The 17,067-nt window shown below is 71.8% G+C and carries 16 protein-coding genes; all 16 read right to left on the reverse strand.

Features of this window, described 5'->3' with window-relative positions; translation table 11 throughout:
- Window positions 1–21 precede the first annotated feature (21 nt).
- Window positions 22–2,094: a hypothetical protein gene (locus M9914_09155; GenBank protein ID MCO5174345.1), complete on the reverse strand. Its 2,073-nt coding sequence runs from the start codon at window positions 2,092–2,094 to the stop codon at window positions 22–24.
- On the reverse strand, window positions 2,091–3,440 hold the full coding sequence (gene yvcK / locus M9914_09160; GenBank protein ID MCO5174346.1) for a uridine diphosphate-N-acetylglucosamine-binding protein YvcK: 1,350 nt from the start codon (window positions 3,438–3,440) through the stop codon (window positions 2,091–2,093). Before yvcK ends, M9914_09155 begins: the two co-directional genes overlap by 4 nt.
- Window positions 3,437–4,357 (reverse strand): RNase adapter RapZ, encoded by a 921-nt coding sequence (rapZ, locus tag M9914_09165; protein MCO5174347.1) that lies wholly within the window; start codon window positions 4,355–4,357, stop codon window positions 3,437–3,439. The genes yvcK and rapZ overlap by 4 nt, the downstream gene beginning before the upstream one ends.
- Window positions 4,354–5,037, reverse strand: a complete 684-nt coding sequence (locus tag M9914_09170) for an SPOR domain-containing protein (GenBank protein ID MCO5174348.1) — start codon at window positions 5,035–5,037, stop codon at window positions 4,354–4,356. Before M9914_09170 ends, rapZ begins: the two co-directional genes overlap by 4 nt.
- A complete protein-coding gene (gene hisH, locus M9914_09175) occupies window positions 5,034–5,672 on the reverse strand; it encodes an imidazole glycerol phosphate synthase subunit HisH (GenBank protein MCO5174349.1) in 639 nt (212 codons plus the stop codon). Before hisH ends, M9914_09170 begins: the two co-directional genes overlap by 4 nt.
- Window positions 5,669–6,277: an imidazoleglycerol-phosphate dehydratase HisB gene (gene hisB, locus M9914_09180; protein ID MCO5174350.1), complete on the reverse strand. Its 609-nt coding sequence runs from the start codon at window positions 6,275–6,277 to the stop codon at window positions 5,669–5,671. The genes hisH and hisB overlap by 4 nt, the downstream gene beginning before the upstream one ends.
- Window positions 6,255–7,349, reverse strand: a complete 1,095-nt coding sequence (gene hisC / locus M9914_09185) for a histidinol-phosphate transaminase (GenBank protein MCO5174351.1) — start codon at window positions 7,347–7,349, stop codon at window positions 6,255–6,257. Before hisC ends, hisB begins: the two co-directional genes overlap by 23 nt.
- A 55-nt stretch (window positions 7,350–7,404) precedes the next feature.
- Window positions 7,405–9,531 (reverse strand): tetratricopeptide repeat protein, encoded by a 2,127-nt coding sequence (locus M9914_09190; GenBank protein ID MCO5174352.1) that lies wholly within the window; start codon window positions 9,529–9,531, stop codon window positions 7,405–7,407.
- Between the two features lie 127 nt (window positions 9,532–9,658).
- On the reverse strand, window positions 9,659–10,072 hold the full coding sequence (gene cdd / locus M9914_09195) for a cytidine deaminase (GenBank protein ID MCO5174353.1): 414 nt from the start codon (window positions 10,070–10,072) through the stop codon (window positions 9,659–9,661).
- On the reverse strand, window positions 10,069–10,461 hold the full coding sequence (locus M9914_09200; protein MCO5174354.1) for a diacylglycerol kinase: 393 nt from the start codon (window positions 10,459–10,461) through the stop codon (window positions 10,069–10,071). Before M9914_09200 ends, cdd begins: the two co-directional genes overlap by 4 nt.
- Window positions 10,458–10,907, reverse strand: coding sequence for an rRNA maturation RNase YbeY (gene ybeY / locus M9914_09205; GenBank protein ID MCO5174355.1), 450 nt, complete (start codon window positions 10,905–10,907; stop codon window positions 10,458–10,460). The genes M9914_09200 and ybeY overlap by 4 nt, the downstream gene beginning before the upstream one ends.
- Window positions 10,858–12,864 (reverse strand): HDIG domain-containing protein, encoded by a 2,007-nt coding sequence (locus M9914_09210; GenBank protein ID MCO5174356.1) that lies wholly within the window; start codon window positions 12,862–12,864, stop codon window positions 10,858–10,860. The genes ybeY and M9914_09210 overlap by 50 nt, the downstream gene beginning before the upstream one ends.
- Entirely contained in the window at window positions 12,848–13,831 is a 984-nt protein-coding gene (locus M9914_09215; GenBank protein MCO5174357.1) for a PhoH family protein, read from the reverse strand. Before M9914_09215 ends, M9914_09210 begins: the two co-directional genes overlap by 17 nt.
- Complete coding sequence (locus M9914_09220) at window positions 13,828–14,664, reverse strand: hypothetical protein (GenBank protein ID MCO5174358.1); 837 nt, start codon at window positions 14,662–14,664, stop codon at window positions 13,828–13,830. Before M9914_09220 ends, M9914_09215 begins: the two co-directional genes overlap by 4 nt.
- Complete coding sequence (gene floA / locus M9914_09225) at window positions 14,661–15,638, reverse strand: flotillin-like protein FloA (protein ID MCO5174359.1); 978 nt, start codon at window positions 15,636–15,638, stop codon at window positions 14,661–14,663. Before floA ends, M9914_09220 begins: the two co-directional genes overlap by 4 nt.
- Before the next feature lie 57 nt (window positions 15,639–15,695).
- On the reverse strand, window positions 15,696–17,057 hold the full coding sequence (locus tag M9914_09230) for an ATP-dependent Clp protease proteolytic subunit (GenBank protein ID MCO5174360.1): 1,362 nt from the start codon (window positions 17,055–17,057) through the stop codon (window positions 15,696–15,698).
- Between the last annotated feature and the right edge of the window lie 10 nt (window positions 17,058–17,067).

Here is a 17,067-nt window from a genome sequence, read left to right on the forward strand (position 1 = left end):
AGGCGCCCCCGGAGCGCGCTCCTAGGCCGGGTCGGCGTCCTCGTCCGGCTCGCTGCCGCCGGTGCCGGGCCCGGGCGCCGGTGCGTCGCCGGGCGACGCCGCGGCGGCCCTAGTCGCCTCGGCGTCCTCGGCACCCTCGGCGACCTCAGCGAGCTCAGGAGCGGTCTCGAGGGTCGGGGGCCGATAGGCGGAGCGTGTGCTCGGGTGCCAGAAGCTCTCCTCGCCGCCCAGCTCGTCGATGAAGTCCTCGACGGCGCTCGGGTCGTCGATGGGCAGCAAGAACGTGTTGCCTGCCTCGGTGCCGAACGGGTCCTTGGCGCTCTCCGCCGCCTGCGCCTCCGTAGGCTCGGGCTCCGGCTCGGGCCCCGTCGCATGATGCTCCGGCGCCGGGCCGGGAAGCTGTTCGCCAGGCTCGGCGGCCGGCGCTGTTGCCGGGTCGCCCTCTTGCCCGAACAGCCCGATGAAGGCGGCTTCGCGCTCGCCCGTGTCGAGCACGAGCTCGTCGGTGTCGTCGACCAGTAGCTCCTGGTCGGCGGCGCCGGCCTCGTCGGCCGCTGCGACCTCCGCGGCCAGGACGTCGGCCGCCGTGGCCACCGGGTCGTAGAGGTCGTCGTCATCGTCGTCATCGCCGTCGCGGGGATCATCGAGGCCGTGATCGGGGGCGCCATCCTCACCCGCGGCGGCCCGTGGCGCCGCCGCGAACCCGGCGAGGGGGTCGACGTCCGAGGGATCTTCCCACTCGCCGCCGAACGCTGGGTCCGGCTCGCCTTCCGGCGAACCGCTCTCCGCCGCGTCCGAGGCCATCACGTCCGCCGGAGCGGCCTCCACGGGCACCGAAGCGTCCGTGCCGCCGGCCTCCGAGGCGGTGGGTGCCGCGGCACCCTCGTCCGTGACGGTCGGGTCCGTGACAGCCGGGTACATTACAACAGCGGTCGCCGCTGCAGCGGGCATAGCCGCATCAGCGTCCGTCAGCGCATCGGCGTCCACCAGCGCATCAGCGTCCGTCAGCGCACCGGCGTCCGTCGCCGCTCCGGCCGTCGCCACACCGGCCGCCGTCGCGGCATCGGCGGTCACGGCCGCAGCGCCGACGGCGTCCTTCTCGCCGACCTTGACGCGGCTACGCGAGACGAGGCCGCCCAGGGCGAGGAGCAGGCCGATCACCATCACGTACGGCCACGGCGTGAACTTGATCGCCCTGGCCTCGGACTGCCGTGGCAGCACGCCCGTGGCGATGGCGGACGCTTGGGCCTCGGGGTCGGCGGACAGCAGGTCTATGACGGGGCTGACTTGCGCGTTGGCGCCGGAGAAAGCCCAGGGGGACGGCGTGGGGCTGAGACCGCGCCAGCCCGTCGAGGAGAACGGGTCGTACACGCCGGACATGGCCTGGACGCGCGTGTCATCGGCCACCGTGACGGGGAGGTAGACGACCAGGTCGCGCCCACGCCGGTTGACCGCCAGCGCGAGCCTCGGCATGTCGCCGGGCCCGGGCTCGGCGACCCCCTGGCCCGTCTCATCGCCTCCACCGGTCGCCGCGTCCTCACCCGTGTCCACCGCCGTGGGGTCGTCACCCGGCGCTGTGCCCCCGCTGGCCTCCGGCGCCACGGGCGTGCCGGGATAGGCGACCAGGTAGGCGCCGTCGCTGCTGATCCGCACGGCGTACTGCCACGCCGTGCCGGTCGGGAAGTCCAGGTCCGGTCCCGGGAGCGTCGCGGTGAAACCCGGGCCGGCGCCTACCAGGTAGACATCGACGACCGCGGGCAAGAACCCGGTCAGTGGCACCTCCGCCACCAGCTCGTCCTGCTGGCCGCCGTCCGGCGGCGCGGGATCGCCTTCCTCGTCTACCGGCGCAGGCGCATCCTCGCTACGCGCGGCGCCTGCGCCGGCGCCGCCGCCCGCCGAACCGAGCGAGCCGAGGGCGACGCTCAAGCGCGTGCCGCCGGAGACGGCGGTGAGGTCGACGGCCCGGATGTCGAAGACGGCCGTATCGGCGTAGACGGGCGCGGTGGGGGGCGTCAGGGTGCCGTCGCCGAACGCGTCGCCGCTCGGGTCGGCGACGCTGAGGGCTACCAGGGCAAGGATGGCGGGGAGGATCACGGGGTCACTCCGGTCACCCGCACAGTCTTACCTACCTTGAGCGACCTGTCGCCCCTCGTGGCCAGATCGGCGAGGACCGTCGCCAACCTGTCGCTGTCGTGCTGCGCGTAGGCGCCACTGCCGAGTAGCGGCAGCTCGAGAACGAAGACGCCGGCCAGGTCCAGGCTGGAACGCGCGCGGCCAACGAGCTCGGCACCCTCCTCCGAGTACTTGGCCAGGCGCGCCTGGTCGACGGGCGAGGAGTTCCAGAGGACCACGTCAGGCGCCCTCACCCCATGCTTCTCGATGGCGACGACGTGATCGAAGGCATCGAAGCCGTCCGTCTCGCCCGCCTCGGTCATGATGTTGCACACGTAGGCGAGCGTGGCGCGGCTCTTGTTGATGGCCTCGCGCACCGACGGCACGAGCAGCGGGGGGATGGTGCTGGAGAAGAGGCTTCCCGGTCCGAGGACGATGAGGTCGGCTGCGCGGATCGCACGCTCCACCTCGGGCAAACCCTCCGGCTGATCAGGTTCCGTTCGCATGCGCACCACGGCGCCCTTCACCGAACGCAAGTTGACTTCCCCCCTCACCGTCTCGCCGCCCTCCTTCTCGACCACCAGGGTCACGGGCTGTGCAGTCGCAGGGTACACCCTGCCCGAGAGGTCGAGCAGGCGGTTGATGGACCGCAGCGCGTTCCCGAAGTCGCCCTCCACCTCCGTGACGGACGTGATGAGGAGGTTGCCGAAGGTATGCCCGCGCAGCTCCTCCCCCCTCGTGAACCGGTACTGCAGGAGGCGGGCGAGCTCCGACTCGTTATCGGAGAGCGCGGCCATGCAGTCGGTGAGGTCGCCCGGCGCCGGCATGTCGAACGCGACCCGCAGGCGCCCGGAGCTGCCGCCGTCGTCGCTCACGGCCACGACGGCGGTCAGGTTGGTCGTGTGCTTGCGCAGACCCCTCAGGAGGTTGGAAAGGCCCGTGCCGCCGCCGAGCGCGACGATCCGCGGCCCCTTGGCGAGCACCACCTTGCGGTTGAGGAGCAGCGCCACGTCGTCCGGGTGGGGGAGCCAGTTGGAGAGTAGCGACCGGTTGAGGCGGCCGACCGCCATCACCACGATCACGATGCCGGCGAGCGCCGTGCCGGCCGCGATCCAACCACCGAAGGCGTCCCAGGCGCCGGACCCGAGCGCCCGCTCGAGAGGCTCCGCCACTTGCCTGCGCTCCTCGTCGAAGGCCCACAGGCTCCACGCGACCACGCCGAGGAGCGCGAGCATGCCGCCGGCCATGGCGACCGCGAGGTGGCGCTTGACGCCCATGCCGGGCGCCAGCCACAGGAGGAACCTGCCCAGGGCGGCCGGACGCCTCAAGGAGCCCCCCCGTTGCCGGGTCCGTGTTCCTCGAGCGCGGCGGCGAGGTCGCGGTGTTGCGGCTTGCTGCGGTACGCGCCGGCCAGGTCCTGGCTCAACCGCTCCACCACCGCGACCGAGCGGTGCTGACCGCCCGTACAGCCAACGGCCACGGTGTACGTGTTGCGGCCGGAGCTCTCCGCCAAGTGCGCGAGCGAGCGCACGAGCATGCGGATCTGGTGGTAGAGCTCCAACGCTTCCGGCGTGAACACGTACTCCTGCACGTCGGCGTTCGTGCCTGGCAGGCGCCGCAGCCTCTCGGCGTAGTAGGGGTTCGGCATGCCGCGCACGTCCAGTACGACGTCGACATCCGTGGGTATGCCGCGCTTGAAGCCGAAGGACACGAGCCGCAGCAGCGTGCCGACCCCGCCCGAGAAGCGGTCCCACAGGAGCTGCGTGAGCGTCCGGACGTCCGTGTTCGAGGTGTCTATGACGTCGTCGGCCAGGGCCCGCAGGGGCTGCAGTGCGACGCGTTCGGCCGCGAGGTCGGCCGTGAGCGTGCCGGCCGCCATGGGGTGCGCGCGGCGCGTGAAGTTGTAGCGCTTCACGAGCACCTCGTCAGAAGCGTCCAGGAAGATGAGGCGCGGCGTGAGGCCGCGCTCCTTGAGCTCGGCCACGGCGTCAGGGACGTCCGCGAGCAGCTCGCGCACGCGGATGTCGATGCTGATGCAGATGCCCTTCCAGTCGCCCCCGAGCGTGCCGACGAACGTCGCCCACAGCTTGGGAGGCAGGCTGTCGACCGTGTAGAAGCCGAGGTCCTCGAGGGCATGGAGTGCCGAGGTCTTGCCAGCGCCGCTCAGGCCCGTGAGGACGACTAGGGGACGGGCCGCCACTTCCTGCTCCGCTCCGCTCTCGGTCACCTGCTCGCCGCGGCTCATGGCGCCTCGCTCTTGAGGTCGCACGCCACGAGCAGGTCGCCCTGCTCGACGATCGCGACCTCACCGATCTGCGCAAGCAGGCGGCCAGGGCAGACGATATGGGTGTGGCCGTCGACGACCTCCGCCACGAAGCGGACCCCGCCCCGCACGGCCTCGGTGAACTCGGCGCTCGGCAGCTCGCCGACCGGGGGGATGGGGCCGTAGCCCTGCTCCAGGCGCCAACGACTGCCGTCGTGCATCACGCGCGCGCCCAGGCCGCTCACCTTGACGTTGAAGGCCGGGACCGCGCCCGGCTCGCGCACGGGCTCCCATTCCGACGGCTTGACGAAGCCGACCGTGCTCGTCGCGCATGAGCGCGCCGGGCCGCCGTCCGTGTACTCGACCACGGCGGCTTCCCGCGTGATGCGACCCCGTAACGCGTCGGCCATGGCCTCCGCGGCCTCGCGGCTCGTGAAGCAGCCGACGCGCACCCGCACGAACTGCATGCCGTCTTGCATGGCGAACTCCGTGTACGCGTCGAAGTCCCTGAGGCGCAGCTCCGCCGCAGCCGCCTGGGCCTCGCGGTAGTCGCGCAGCGCGACGGTCTGCACGGCCCAGGCACGGGGGCCGCCCTCCTGCGCCGCCGCCCACCCGCCGAGCAGCGCCACGAGCAGCAGCCACGCCGCCGCTCGTGCGCTCACGCGGCGGCTCCGGGCGTGCCGGAGGCGAGGTTGGAGAGCACCCGCAGCCCGACGGCCTGGCTCTTCTCGGGGTGGAACTGCGTGGCGTGGACGTTGGCTAGGGAGAAGGCGGAGAGGAAGCTCACGCCGGCGTACTCGGTGGTGGCGCTGGCCGCGGGGCGGTCCTCGAGCCCGACGTCGGCGTAGTAGGAGTTCGCGAAGTACACGTACGCCCCCGTGTCGACCCCGGCCAGGAGCGGGAAGTCGGAGCCTTTCGTCAGCCGGTTCCAACCCATCTGGGGCACCGGCGCGACGCCCTGCGGGAAGCGCCTGACCCAGCCGGGCAGGAGGCCGAGCCCGGGCTCCCCGGGCGCCTCGTCAGACCCCTCGAGCAGGAGCTGGAGGCCCACACAGATGCCGAGGAACCGCCGGCCGCTCGCCACGTGCTCCCGCACCGCCGCCTCGAAGCCGGAGGCCCTGAAAGCGCGAGCCACCTGCCCGAAGTGCCCCTGGCCGGGGAGGACGAGCAGGTCCGGCTCGCCGACGGCAGCGGGTTCCGACACGACCCTGGGCGCGAGCCCGGCGACCGCCAAGGCGCGCTCGATGCTCCTTAAGTTGCCCGCGCCGTAGTCGATGACGACGCTGGTGAAGCTCACAGCACGCCCTTGGTCGAGGGCAGGTCGGCATGGGTGACCTTCACGGCGTCGCGCAACGCCCTGGCGAAGGCCTTCATCACCGCCTCGCACGCATGGTGAGTGTCGTCGGCGCTGATGAGACGGACGTGCAACGTCGCGCCGGCGTGGTTGGCGAAGCCCCTCAGGAGTTCGCGGAGGTGGTACGCCGTGAAGCCCCCCGAGTCGCCATGCAGCGTGCCCGGGTCGAAAGTGATGTGCGGGCGCCCCGACAGGTCGACGACGGCGTGAGCCAGGGTCTCGTCCATCGGAACGAACGCGCTCCCGTAACGCTCGATGCCTTGACGGCTCCCGAGCGCCTCCGAGAACGCCTGGCCGATGACGATGCCGCAGTCCTCGGCCAGGTGGTGTACGTCGACGTGCAGGTCGCCGCTGCCGGCGAGCGAGAGCGCGAGGCGCCCGTGGCGCACGAGCTGCTCGAGGAGGTGATCGAGGAAACCGTGCCCCGTCGTGACGCTGCCGGCTCCCGACGCCGAGGCGTCCGTCGGCGATGCGTCCAGGTCGACGGTCACGCGGATGCGCGTCTCGCGCGTCTCGCGAACGACCTCAGCGCTGCGTGTCAGGTCCATCTCGTCCCTCCAAGGGCACGGCGGTCGCGGCGGCCGCCTCGCAAGCGGCCAAGAACGCGTCGTTCTCGGAACTAGTGCCGACGGAGACCCTGAGGCAGCCCTCGGCGCCGGGCAGGTGGTCCTGGCGCCTGATCACTACCCCGGCCTCGAGCAGGCGGCGGTACCAGGCCTCCGGGTCCGCGACCCGGAAGAGGATGAAGTTCGCCTCGGACGGGAACGGCTCCACGCCCGGGAGCGCCGCGAGGGCGGCACTGAGGCGGCGGCGTTCGGCCAGCACATGACGCACCCGCTCGGCCACGAGGCCCTGCTCGTCCAGCAAAGCCGTGGCAACGGTCGTCTGCCAGGCGCCGATGCTGAACGGCAGGAGCGCCTTGCGCACTTCCTCCGCGACGTCCGGGTGCGCCAGCGCGTAGCCGACGCGCGCGCCGGCGAGCCCGAGCGCCTTGCTGAACGTGCGCAGGATGACGACGTTCTCGTGACGCGCCGCCAAGCCCTCGAGGTTCTTGCCGGCGAACTCGGCGTAGGCCTCGTCCACCACGACGAGGAGCTCGGGACCGGCCGCCTCGACCAGGCGCTCGATCGCGCTCTCCTCGAAGAGGTTGCCCGTCGGGGCTGCCGGGTTGGCGAGGAAGAGCACGCCCGCGCGACCCGCGACTGCAGACGCCAGGTCGTGCTCGGGCAGGGCGAAGCCCGGCAGGAGGGGGACCTCCACGAGCTCGGTCCCCAACAGGCGCGCCTGCGCGGAGTACACGGCGAACGTCGGCGCGACCGTTATCACGCTGCGCCCTATCCCCGAGACGATGGTGATGGCCTGGATGAGCGTGTTCGAGCCGTTGGCGACCACCACCGCCTCGGCGGGCAAGCCGTGGCGGTCCGCCAAGCGGGCCTCGAGCGTCCGCGGCCCCAGGTCGGGGTAGCGGTTCCATGCCACGTTCGCGAGCGCGCGCGCGACCCGCTCCTTGACGACCTCGGGTACGTCGTCCGGGCTCTCGTTCTGGTCGAGCTTGATGGGCTCGGGCCGCGGGGTGAAGCGGTACGGCGCCAGGGCCTTGACGGCGGTCCTTATCGTCATGCGTGACATGCTAGCGCGCTTCGGGGAGCGCGCTTCGCTGGGGTCGACCCCCGGCTTACTGCCCCATGCGCTTGCGGACGTCGGCGATCAGGCCGTCGGTGGTGGCCTGCAGGCCCGGATCGAGCCGCCCCGCCTCGGTGAACTCGGTGATGGAGTCGTCTAAGCGCTGGATCGCGTAGTAGACGATGCCGAGGTTCAGGTGCGCCTGAGCGTTCTGCGGGTTGGCGGCGACCGCCCTGCGGAGGTAGTCCAGGGCGAGATCGAAGCGGCCGAGCTCGATCTGGGCGTAGCCCAGGTTGTTCAGGACGGTGTCCGAGCTCGGGTAGGTCTGCAACGCGACCTCGTAGTCCGAGACGGCGCCGCGCGTGTCGCCGTTCAGCTGCTTGGAGTAGCCCAGATAGAAGGACGCGAGCCCGTTGGCCTGCGCCTCGGTCGAGCGCGAGAAGGCGGCGACGGCGGCGGCGTAATCGCTGACGTCCAGGGCGTAGAGACCCTGCTGGAACGCCACGCCGGCCTCCTCGGAGAACACCACTTCCGCGCCGCCCGTCAGCTGGCTCTGCTGGTCGAGGAGGTCGAGGCTGCGGCGCGCGACGGCCTGGTTCGGGTCGACGGCGAGAGCCTTCTCGAGCGCCTGGCGGCCATCCGTGAGGCGGCCGACGCGTACGAGCGCGGTCCCGTACAGCGCCTGCAGCTCGGCGTCCTCCGGATCGGCCGCGACGAGCGGTTCGATGAGACCGAGCGCCCCGGAAGCGCGGCCCGCGGCGAGGTACAGCTCGGCGAGGCTCCGGTCGACGTCCGCGCCGGTGCCGCGCAGGGACTCGAAAGTGCGCTTCGCGCCCGCGAGGTCGCCGCGGCGCGCCTGTGCGACGGCCAACAGGTTGCCGACCGAGGTGTCCGTGGGGTACTGCGTGAACAGGGGTCCGAGGAGCGCCTCCGCCTCCTCGGCTCTGCCGGCCTGCAACAGGAGGTCGGCTTGCGCGACCCGCAGGTCGACGCTGTCCGGGTAGGCCTCCTGCCCGTCGCCGACGATGCGCAGCGCCTGATCCGCGTAAGCGGAAGGCAGCAACCGCGCCAGGGCGTAGAGACCGGCGGAGCGGGCCAGCGGGTCCGTGAGCGCCTGCTGGAGGTAGGCGAGCGCGTCGCCGCCGGCGCCGGCGCTCACGAGGCGCTGCATGACGGAGCCGCGCAGGAGGACGGACTCGGGGGTGTAGCTCTCGGCCCGCCTGAGGGTCTGGAGGGCACGCTGGGAGTCGCTCTGCAGTCCGGCGAGGCGCACGTAGGCGTCCACGAAGCGCGGGTAGGCCGCGATGGCCGCCTGCAGGTCGGCGGCGCTCGCGTCCGTGCCACCCGGCAGTGCGGCCCGGCCGACGAGGGCGACGGCGTGGGCGGGGTTGGCGGCGAGAGCCGCCTCGAACGCGGCGGCGGCAGTCTCGTCGCCTGCCGCGTCGAGCACTACGCCGGCGGTCGCCTGGACCTCGGCATCGTCAGGCGCGAGCGCGACCGCGCGTTTCGCGGCCGCGACGGCCGTCTCGAGGTCGCCTTCCAAGGCTGCGGTGCGCGCGTACTCGACCACCACCCATGCCGAGCCGGCGTCCAGCTCGGCCGCCACGGCGAGGTCGTCCAAGCGCGCGCCGGGCAGACCCGACGCCGCCAGGCCCGTGGGGCCGAGGCTGGCCACGCTCGGGGTCTGCGCGGCGGCGGCCTTGACCTTGGCAAGCGCAGCGCTCGAGACGTCTGGCGAGACGACCTTGGCGACCGCCTCGGCCGCGTTCGCGGCGAGGGAGGCGGGATCGCTGCCCTGCACCTGGAGCGCCTGAACACCCCCACCGACGACGACGTTGAGCGCCGCCCTCACGCCGCCGCCACCCGTGGTGACGCTGCCCGTCACGACGGCGCTGGCGTCGAACAGCCTGCCGACGGTCGCGCCGACGTCGACCTGCGCGGCGGCGGCCTTGTTGGCCACGAGGGCGGCGTCGCCGACGGGGGGGACGTACGTGCCCGGCAGTTGGTTGAGGGCGTGTTGCAGGGCCGTCGGCAGCCCCAGTTGGTACGGCGACACGGCGGCGTCCGTGTCGAACGGCAGGATCACCACGCGCTTCACGGCCGTGGTGCCCTGCGCGGCCGCGAAGGTAAGCGCCAGGGAGAGCGCCAGCACCGAGAAGAGGGTCGAGGATCGTCGCATCACGGCGGAGTATACCCAGCTGCTCGTGAGAACCGCCTGTTGCGAGCGGCGCTACCTGCCCACGAAGGGCCGTGGTGGGCCGCCTGCGCCCATCGCGGAGGCCGGAGTCCGGAAGCGGGGCCGGACGTTAGAGGCGGAAGCCGGCCGGGAGGAGCGCGCCCACGGTCGTCTCCCTGACCGCACCGGCAGTGTTCACCAGGTACACGCGCGCTTCGGGCGCGAACTCGAAGAGCACCTGCCTACAGGCGCCGCAAGGTGTGGCCGGTTCGTCAGCGGACGAGACGACCACCACCTCGGTGAACGTGCGCTCGCCGGCGGTGGCCAACGCCTGGACGGCCGACTGCTCCGCACAGCGCGTCAGGCCGAAGCTCGCGTTCTCCACGTTCGCCCCCGCGTAGATCGTGCCGGACGCCGCGCGCAAGGCCGCCCCGACGGGGAAGCGCGAGTAAGGCACGTAGGCGTTCGCCTGCGCCCTCCGCGCCGCCAGCCAGAGGTCCTGCGGCACGCCGGCCGGCGCGTCCGCCATGTGCAAGCTCGTCACGCCCCGCCTCCCAGCACGCCGGCCAGCTTGGACACGAGCGGCGGCCCGATCACGAGTATGCCGACCAGCAGCGCCACGCCGGCCGCCACGAGCACGGCGGCGGCGGCGAGGTCCTTGGCCGCGGCGGCCGTCGGGTGGACGCTCGGCTCGACGAGGTCGACGAGCGCCTCGATGGCGCTGTTGAGGAGCTCGAGGCCAAGGACCAGGCCGGCCATAACGAGCACGGGCGTGTACGGTGCCCCCGACCACCAGCAGAGCAGGCCGGCCGCGGCGCCGATCGCGACCTCGATCCGGAAGTTCCGTTGAGTGCGCCAGGCCTTGCTGAGGCCCGCGTACGCGAAGCCGAAGGCGCGCGCCAGCCCACGGTCGCCCACGCGCCCGTGGCTCACGCGCCGTCCGCCTCTCCGGCCAACGCGACCATCTTGGCCTGCGCCTCCAGGAACGGACGCCAGGCCGCCTCGTCGACGTGATCGAAGCCGACGAGGTGGGTGATCGCGTGGCCGGCGAGCACGAGCACCTCGGTCTCCAGGTCGTGGCCGTGCTCGAGGGCCTGGCGCCGAGCGGTGTCCAGGCTGATGAAGACGTCGCCCAGATGCGCCACGCCGGGGAACCACTTCCCGTCCGGCTCGAAGGTCGGGTAGGAGAGCACGTCGGTGGGGCCCGTCACCCCCCGGTCGCGCTCGTTGCGCTCCGCCATGGCCTCGTCGTCCACGAGGACGACCGTCAGCTCGCGCTCCCGCCACCCTTCAGCGTCGAGGTAGGCGGTGAGGACCGCCTCGAGGCGCTCAACGCGAGGGAAGCGTTCCGTCTCGTCCAACACCTCTACGTGCGCCACCCTGACCGCCCTCCTTCGCCGGTGCCTCCGCTTTGGAGCGCTTGAGGCCGCGTACCTCTTCTGCGCTCGGGTAGTTGATACGACGGTGGAGGATGGCCGTCAGCATGCGCTGGAAGGTCGCGGCGACGACATCCAGGTCATGGAAGTTGAGGGGCGTCTCGTCCAACTGGCCGTCCTGAAGGCGCTGCTTGACGATCCGGTCGATGAGCGAGCGGATGCTCGTCGGGGTCGGGTCGGACAGGGTCCGCGAAGCCGACTCGACGGCGTCGGCGAGCATGAGGATGCCCGTCTCCTTGGAGCGCGGCTTCGGACCCGGGTAGCGGAAGTTCAGCTCCTCCACCTGCCCCTCGTCGAGGGCGCGCTTGTAGAAGTAGCTGAGGACCGTGGTGCCGTGGTGCTCGGCCGCGAAGGCAGTGAGCTCCTCCGGCATGCGGTACTCCTCGAGCAGTTCGACCCCCTCGCGCACGTGGTTCGTGATGATGAGATAGGAGAGGTGCGGGCTGACGCGGTCGTGGGGGTTGTCGCCGGAGAACTGGTTCTCGACGAAGAACCCGGGCCGTTTGATCTTGCCGACGTCGTGGTACAGAGCGCCGACGCGGGCGAGCAGCGCGTTGCCACCGACGTTCTTGACGGCCTGGTCGACCAGGTTGGAGATGATGAGGCTGTGCTGGTAGGTGCCGGGCGCCTCCGTAATCAGCCGCTGGAGGAGCGGGTGGTTGGGGCTCGACAGCTCCACCAGCCGGAAGTCCGTCAGGAAGCCGAACCCGCTCTCGGCGATGGGCAGGAGCCCGAGCGCCAGCACGCCGGCCAGGACGCCCCCCGCGAAGAGCAGGCCGGCCCCGGCCGCCATGCCGCCCGGCGTCATGCCTCCACCCAGCAGGACGAGGCCGACGAGCGACACCGACGCGGCCAGGCCGCCGAGGGTCCCGGCGAAGAGGAGGCTGAGGCGGTTGGTGAGGCTCCGCGCCAGGTGCGCGGCGACGGCGCTCCCGACGAGGGTCGCGGCGACGGCGAACAGGGGGGAGGCCTGCACGATGAGGCCGACCGCCAGCGCCATCCACGCCGCCCACGGCATGGCGGCGCGCGGGCCGAGGAGCGCGGCGACCACGAGCGGCACGAGGAAGGCGAACAGGAAGTTCGGCGAGGCGCCCACCACGAGGCGTTGTAGGGCCAGGACGGCCAACGACAGGGCGACGAGGAACGCGACCTTGCGGAACGACATGGTGGAGCGCAGCATGGCCCTGGTCGTCACGAGCGGCGCGACGAGCATGATCGTGAGCAGGACGATGCCTACGACGATCCAGGTCGTCTGCGACGCCGCCTCGTCGCGGGCGTTGTAGAGCCCGAGCTGGTCGAGGACGCGCAGCTCGTCGTCCGTGAGCGGCTCGCCGGCGCGCACGAGGACCTGACCGGCCTCGACGGACTGCATCACGGGCGCGACCGCCGCCGCAGCGGCGTCCCGCGCCACCTGCGTGAGGCGATCGTTGGGCACGGAGTTCGCGGCCAGCCGCCGCTCGAGCACGAGGCGCGTCTCGCGCTGCCTGTCGGCCGGCGCCAGTCGCGTTACCTCACCGATCAGGCCGGCCAGGTCGGCGGCACGGACACCGCGCGGCGCCTGATAGCGACTGATCACCTCGTCGATGACTGGCGCAGGTAGACCGGAGCTCGTAACGGCGGCGAGCACGAGCGTCGTGACCTGCAGGTCGGACGTGTAGACGGGCTCGATCTGGGCCCTGGCGGACTGCCGCTCGCGTTGCGTGGCGATGAGGTCGACGACCTGGGTCGCTACGGGCGCGACGAAGGTCTGCGGGCTGGGCTGCCCGACGCGCAGGGGCGTGCGTTGGCGCGTTCCGTAGACGCTGTAGAGGATGAGCCCGAAGGCGATGGCCGCCAGTAGTGCCAGCAGCCAGTAACGACCGGCCGCCGCCATCCTCAGGCGTCTAGGCGTGCTGCTCATACGCGAGGACGATCTGGGCCACCAAGGGGTGGCGCACCACGTCGGCCTTCGTGAAGTGCTGGAACTCGATGCCCTCGATGTCCCTCAGGATGGCGCTGGCGGTGCTCAGGCCGCTCTGGACGGACGTGGGCAGGTCCGTCTGGGTGGTGTCGCCCGTCACGACGACCTTGCTGTTGAAGCCCATGCGGGTCAGGAACATCTTCATCTGCTCCGGGGTCGTGTTCTGGGCCTCGTCGAGGATGATGAACGCGTCGTTCAGGGTGCGGCCGCGCATGAACGCGAGCGGCGCGACCTCGATCGTGCCCTGCTCGAGCAGCCGCTCGACCTTGTCGGCCGGGAGCATGTCGTGCAAGGCGTCGTAGAGCGGCCGCAGGTACGGGTCGATCTTGGCCTGCAGGTCGCCAGGCAGGAAGCCGAGCCGCTCGCCCGCCTCGACGGCGGGGCGCGTGAGGATGATGCGCTTCACGCGGTTGGCGAGGAGCGCCTCGACCGCCATCGCGACGGCGAGGTACGTCTTGCCGGTGCCGGCCGGGCCGAGGCCGAACGTGATCGGGCTGCGGGCGATGGCGTTGACGTAACGCCGCTGGCCGGCGGTCTTCGGGCGGGTGCGGCCGGGCAGGCGCGCGTCGACGCCTTGCGCCTGCGTGGCGGTCCCGTCGCCGGCCGAGCCTTCCGTGCCCGACCGCTCGTCACCGCCGCCGAGCGCCTGACCGGCGTCGGCGGGGTCGTCGAGCTCACCGAAGGTGATCTCGGCGAGGCTCACCTCACCCCCTTGCCTGATGGTCTGCAGGAGGTTGCGGAAAGCCCGCTCGGCGCGAGCTACCTCGGCAGGCTCGCCGCTGAGGCGCAACTCGTCGCCACGCGCCACGACCTTGGCGCGCAGGCGAGCGCGCATGAGCTTGAGGTTCTCGTCGTTGTGGCCGTAGAGCGATAGAGCTTCGGCCGGACTGCGGAGCTTTAGCGTCAACGAAGTCGCGATCTCGTCCTCCTGAGGCGCTTGAGGGCTGCCGGTTCGGAGAGCACCTCATGCCAGATCATGCCGCGCAAGAGGTCGTCTCGTCCGGCGCCGAGGAACGCCGGTCCCCCCACGCCACCGTGCCGCTCGTCATGGGAACCCCTTCCACCCGGTTCCCTTCGCGCGCCTGGCGCGCCCAGTGTAGCTGCTCCCGGCCTCGCGCCCTGTCTCCCGCCCGGCGTGCGCACGCTCGGCCGCACGACCTGCTCGTGGGCGTCGACGGCGCGGCGCGAGTCGACCCGCCGCCTCGTCACTTGGAGCGGCTCGGACTCGGGCAGGGGTGCCGAGGCGCCTTCGCGCCCGAGCCCGCCGGAGGGCGCGTTGCCGGAGACGAGCTGGCCCCCAGCAGGACCGCCCGTGACGAGCCGACCGCTCTGCTGCCCGCTGACCAGACCGCCCTGGTGCGCGGGAGGCAGCGTGGTAGGCGTCGCGACGGGCCGCGCGGGCGTGGCCTGCCGACCCGCCGGAACCTGACCGGCGGGGCCTCTCTGCGTCGCCTGCTCGGCCTCCGCCACCCGCCGCTGGATCTCCTCGAGCATCTCGCGGAAGGACTGCGGCTGCCGTCCGGACGCGCCGGCGTCGGCCTTGGCTCCCCGGGCCTGTGGGGCGGTAGTCGCCGAGGGGCGCGTGCCGGGCACGCCTTGCCCGGCGCCCCCGGTCGCGGGAGCGTTCGGCTTGCGCGGCGCCTGACCGCCCTGCTGGCCTTTCTTCTTCGTGAACAGCGGCATGACGAAGAAGAAGACGAAGAAGATCAGGCCGATGATCTCCTCGAAGCCGATGTTCACCCTCGGTCGCTACCCTCCTCGGCGGCCCTGCCGATGCTGCCGCGCATGGTGGTGTCCGACTGGATGTTCTGCAAGGAGTAGTAGTCCATGATGCCGAGGTTGCCGTCGCGGAACGCCTGGGCGATGGCCTGCGGGACCTCGGCCTCCGCCTCGACGACCTTCGCGCGCATGGCCTCGACGTGCGCGCGGTTCTCCTGCTCGGCGGCCACGGCCATGGCGCGGCGCTCTTCCGCCTTCGCCTGGGCGACGCGCTTGTCGGCCTCGGCCTGGTCCGTCTGGAGCTGGGCTCCGATGTTGCGGCCGACGTTGACGTCGGCGATGTCGATGGAGAGGATCTCGAAGGCCGTGCCGGAGTCGAGGCCCTTCGCGAGGACCGTCTTGGAGATGATGTCGGGGTTCTCGAGGGTGTGCTTGTGGCTGTCCGTGGAGCCGATGGAGGAGACGATGCCCTCGCCGACGCGCGCGATGATCGTCTCCTCGCCGGCGCCGCCGACGAGGCGTTCGAGGTTGGCGCGCACGGTGATGCGGGCCGTGGCGATGAGCTCGATGCCGTCCTTGGCGACGGCGCTCACGTTGGGCGTCTGGATGACGCGCGGGTTGACGGAGACCTTCACGGCGTCCAGGACGTCGCGGCCGGCCAGGTCGATGGCGGCGGCCCTGTCGAACGGGAGGGCGATGCGCGCCTTGTCGGCGGCGATGAGCGCGTCGACGACGCGGTTGACGTTGCCGCCCGCCAGGAAGTGGGCCTCCAACTGGTTCTGGTTGACCTCGATGCCCGCCTTGTCCGCCTTGATGAGCGGCAGGATGATCTGGTTGGGCGGCACGCGCCGCAGGCGCATGGCGAGCAGCGAGAAGAGCGAGACCTTGACTCCCGCCGCGACGGCGGAGATCCACAAGCCGACGGGTATGAAGTTGAAGAGGATGATGAAGAAGAGGATTACTGCGCCGGCGAGGATCAGTAGCGGGATGTCCATGTGCTCTCCTTGTGGCTGCTGCGCTCGTTGGCGGCGCTGGCTAGCGTGATTCCGGTTCTACTCGTCGCCCCGGGCGGCGATGGAGCGCCCGTCGACGGCGCGCACCGTGACGCGGTTGCCCTCGACGCGCAGGACCTTGATGGTGGCGCCCGCGTTGACGAACTCGCCTTCGCTGACGACGTCGACGCGCTCCTGGCCGAAGCGGGCCACGCCCGCCGGCCTCAAGTCGGACATGGCGACGCCCGTCTGACCAACCAGGTCCCTGCTCTCGCTGCGGAACTCGAGCCCGCCGCCGTCGGGCGTCGCTATGCGCGTCGTCAGGCGGAACGCGGCGGCGAGCCGGCTGTTGGGCAGGAGCCAGAGCAGGACGCCGAGGAGCACGCCACCGAAGAGGACGGTGTAGCCGAGCACGGGGATGGTCCCCTCCTCGAAGATCCTGACGAGGGCGATGACGATGGCGGCGAGGCCGAGGACGCCTGGGACGCCGAAGCCAGGGAGGAGGAAGACCTCCACGGCCAGGAGCACGATGCCGACCACCAGGATGGCCACGTCGAACAGCCCGAGCGGGTCGGCGAAGTAGGCGGCCGCGGCGAACACGGCGAGCGCGCTGAGCCCGATGGCGCCGGGGATGCCGAAGCCGGGCGTGAAGGCCTCGATTAGGAGCCCGCCGACGCCGAGGACGATGAGGGCGGCCGCGACGAGCGGCCGCGCGAGGAGGGCGGCGAGCCGCTCGGCCAGGCCGGGCTCCAATCGCACCACGCGGGCGCCGGCGAAGCCGAAGGTGGCGAGCGCGGCGTCGAGCGTGGCGGCCTCCGCGTCGGCGATGCCGTACTCGACGGCCTGGCGCGCGGTGAGGGTGATCAGCTCCGTGGCCGTCGAGAGGCCGGGGACCTCGACCTTGGGATCGACCATGCCTTCCGCGACGACGGGGTTGCGACCGCGCGCCTCGGCGACGCTGCGGAACTCGCCGCGCAGGGCGGAGGAGAACTTCTCGTCGACCGTCTGGATACCGGTGGGGGTGGAGAGGATGGGGAGGGCGGCGCCGATGCTCGAGCCGGGCAACATGGCGAGGTGCTCGGCGCTCATGGCGACGAGGGCGCCGGCGCTGAACGCGTTCTGGACCACGGCGATGGTAGGGACGCGCGCATCGTGCAGGACGATGCCGACGATGTCCTGCATGGCCGCAACGGCCCCGCCCGGCGTGTCGAGGTACAGGACGAGGGCGAGCGGCTGGTCCTCGTTGGCCTGGTTGACGCGGTTGCGCACGAACGCGGTGGTGGCGGCGCTGATCTCGCCATCGATCGGCACGACCCACACTTCGTTGGTCGCCGCCGACGCGGGCGCGCCCAAGACCAACGCGGCGAGGAGCGCTACCAGGAACCTGGCCGGCCTAGCGGCGCGATGAGCGTGCTGGTTCACACGCTGGAGG

This window comes from Trueperaceae bacterium (assembly GCA_023954415.1).
Lineage (GTDB): Bacteria > Deinococcota > Deinococci > Deinococcales > Trueperaceae > JAAYYF01.

Coding starts and splice junctions, on each gene's coding strand:
- hisB (MCO5174350.1), bottom strand. CDS start 6,277: ATGGACCTGACACGCAGCGCTGAGGTCGTTCGCGAGACGCGCGAGACG.
- rapZ (MCO5174347.1), bottom strand. CDS start 4,357: ATGAGCCGCGGCGAGCAGGTGACCGAGAGCGGAGCGGAGCAGGAAGTG.
- floA (MCO5174359.1), bottom strand. CDS start 15,638: ATGGACATCCCGCTACTGATCCTCGCCGGCGCAGTAATCCTCTTCTTC.
- hisC (MCO5174351.1), bottom strand. CDS start 7,349: ATGACGATAAGGACCGCCGTCAAGGCCCTGGCGCCGTACCGCTTCACC.
- M9914_09210 (MCO5174356.1), bottom strand. CDS start 12,864: ATGAGCAGCACGCCTAGACGCCTGAGGATGGCGGCGGCCGGTCGTTAC.
- M9914_09190 (MCO5174352.1), bottom strand. CDS start 9,531: ATGCGACGATCCTCGACCCTCTTCTCGGTGCTGGCGCTCTCCCTGGCG.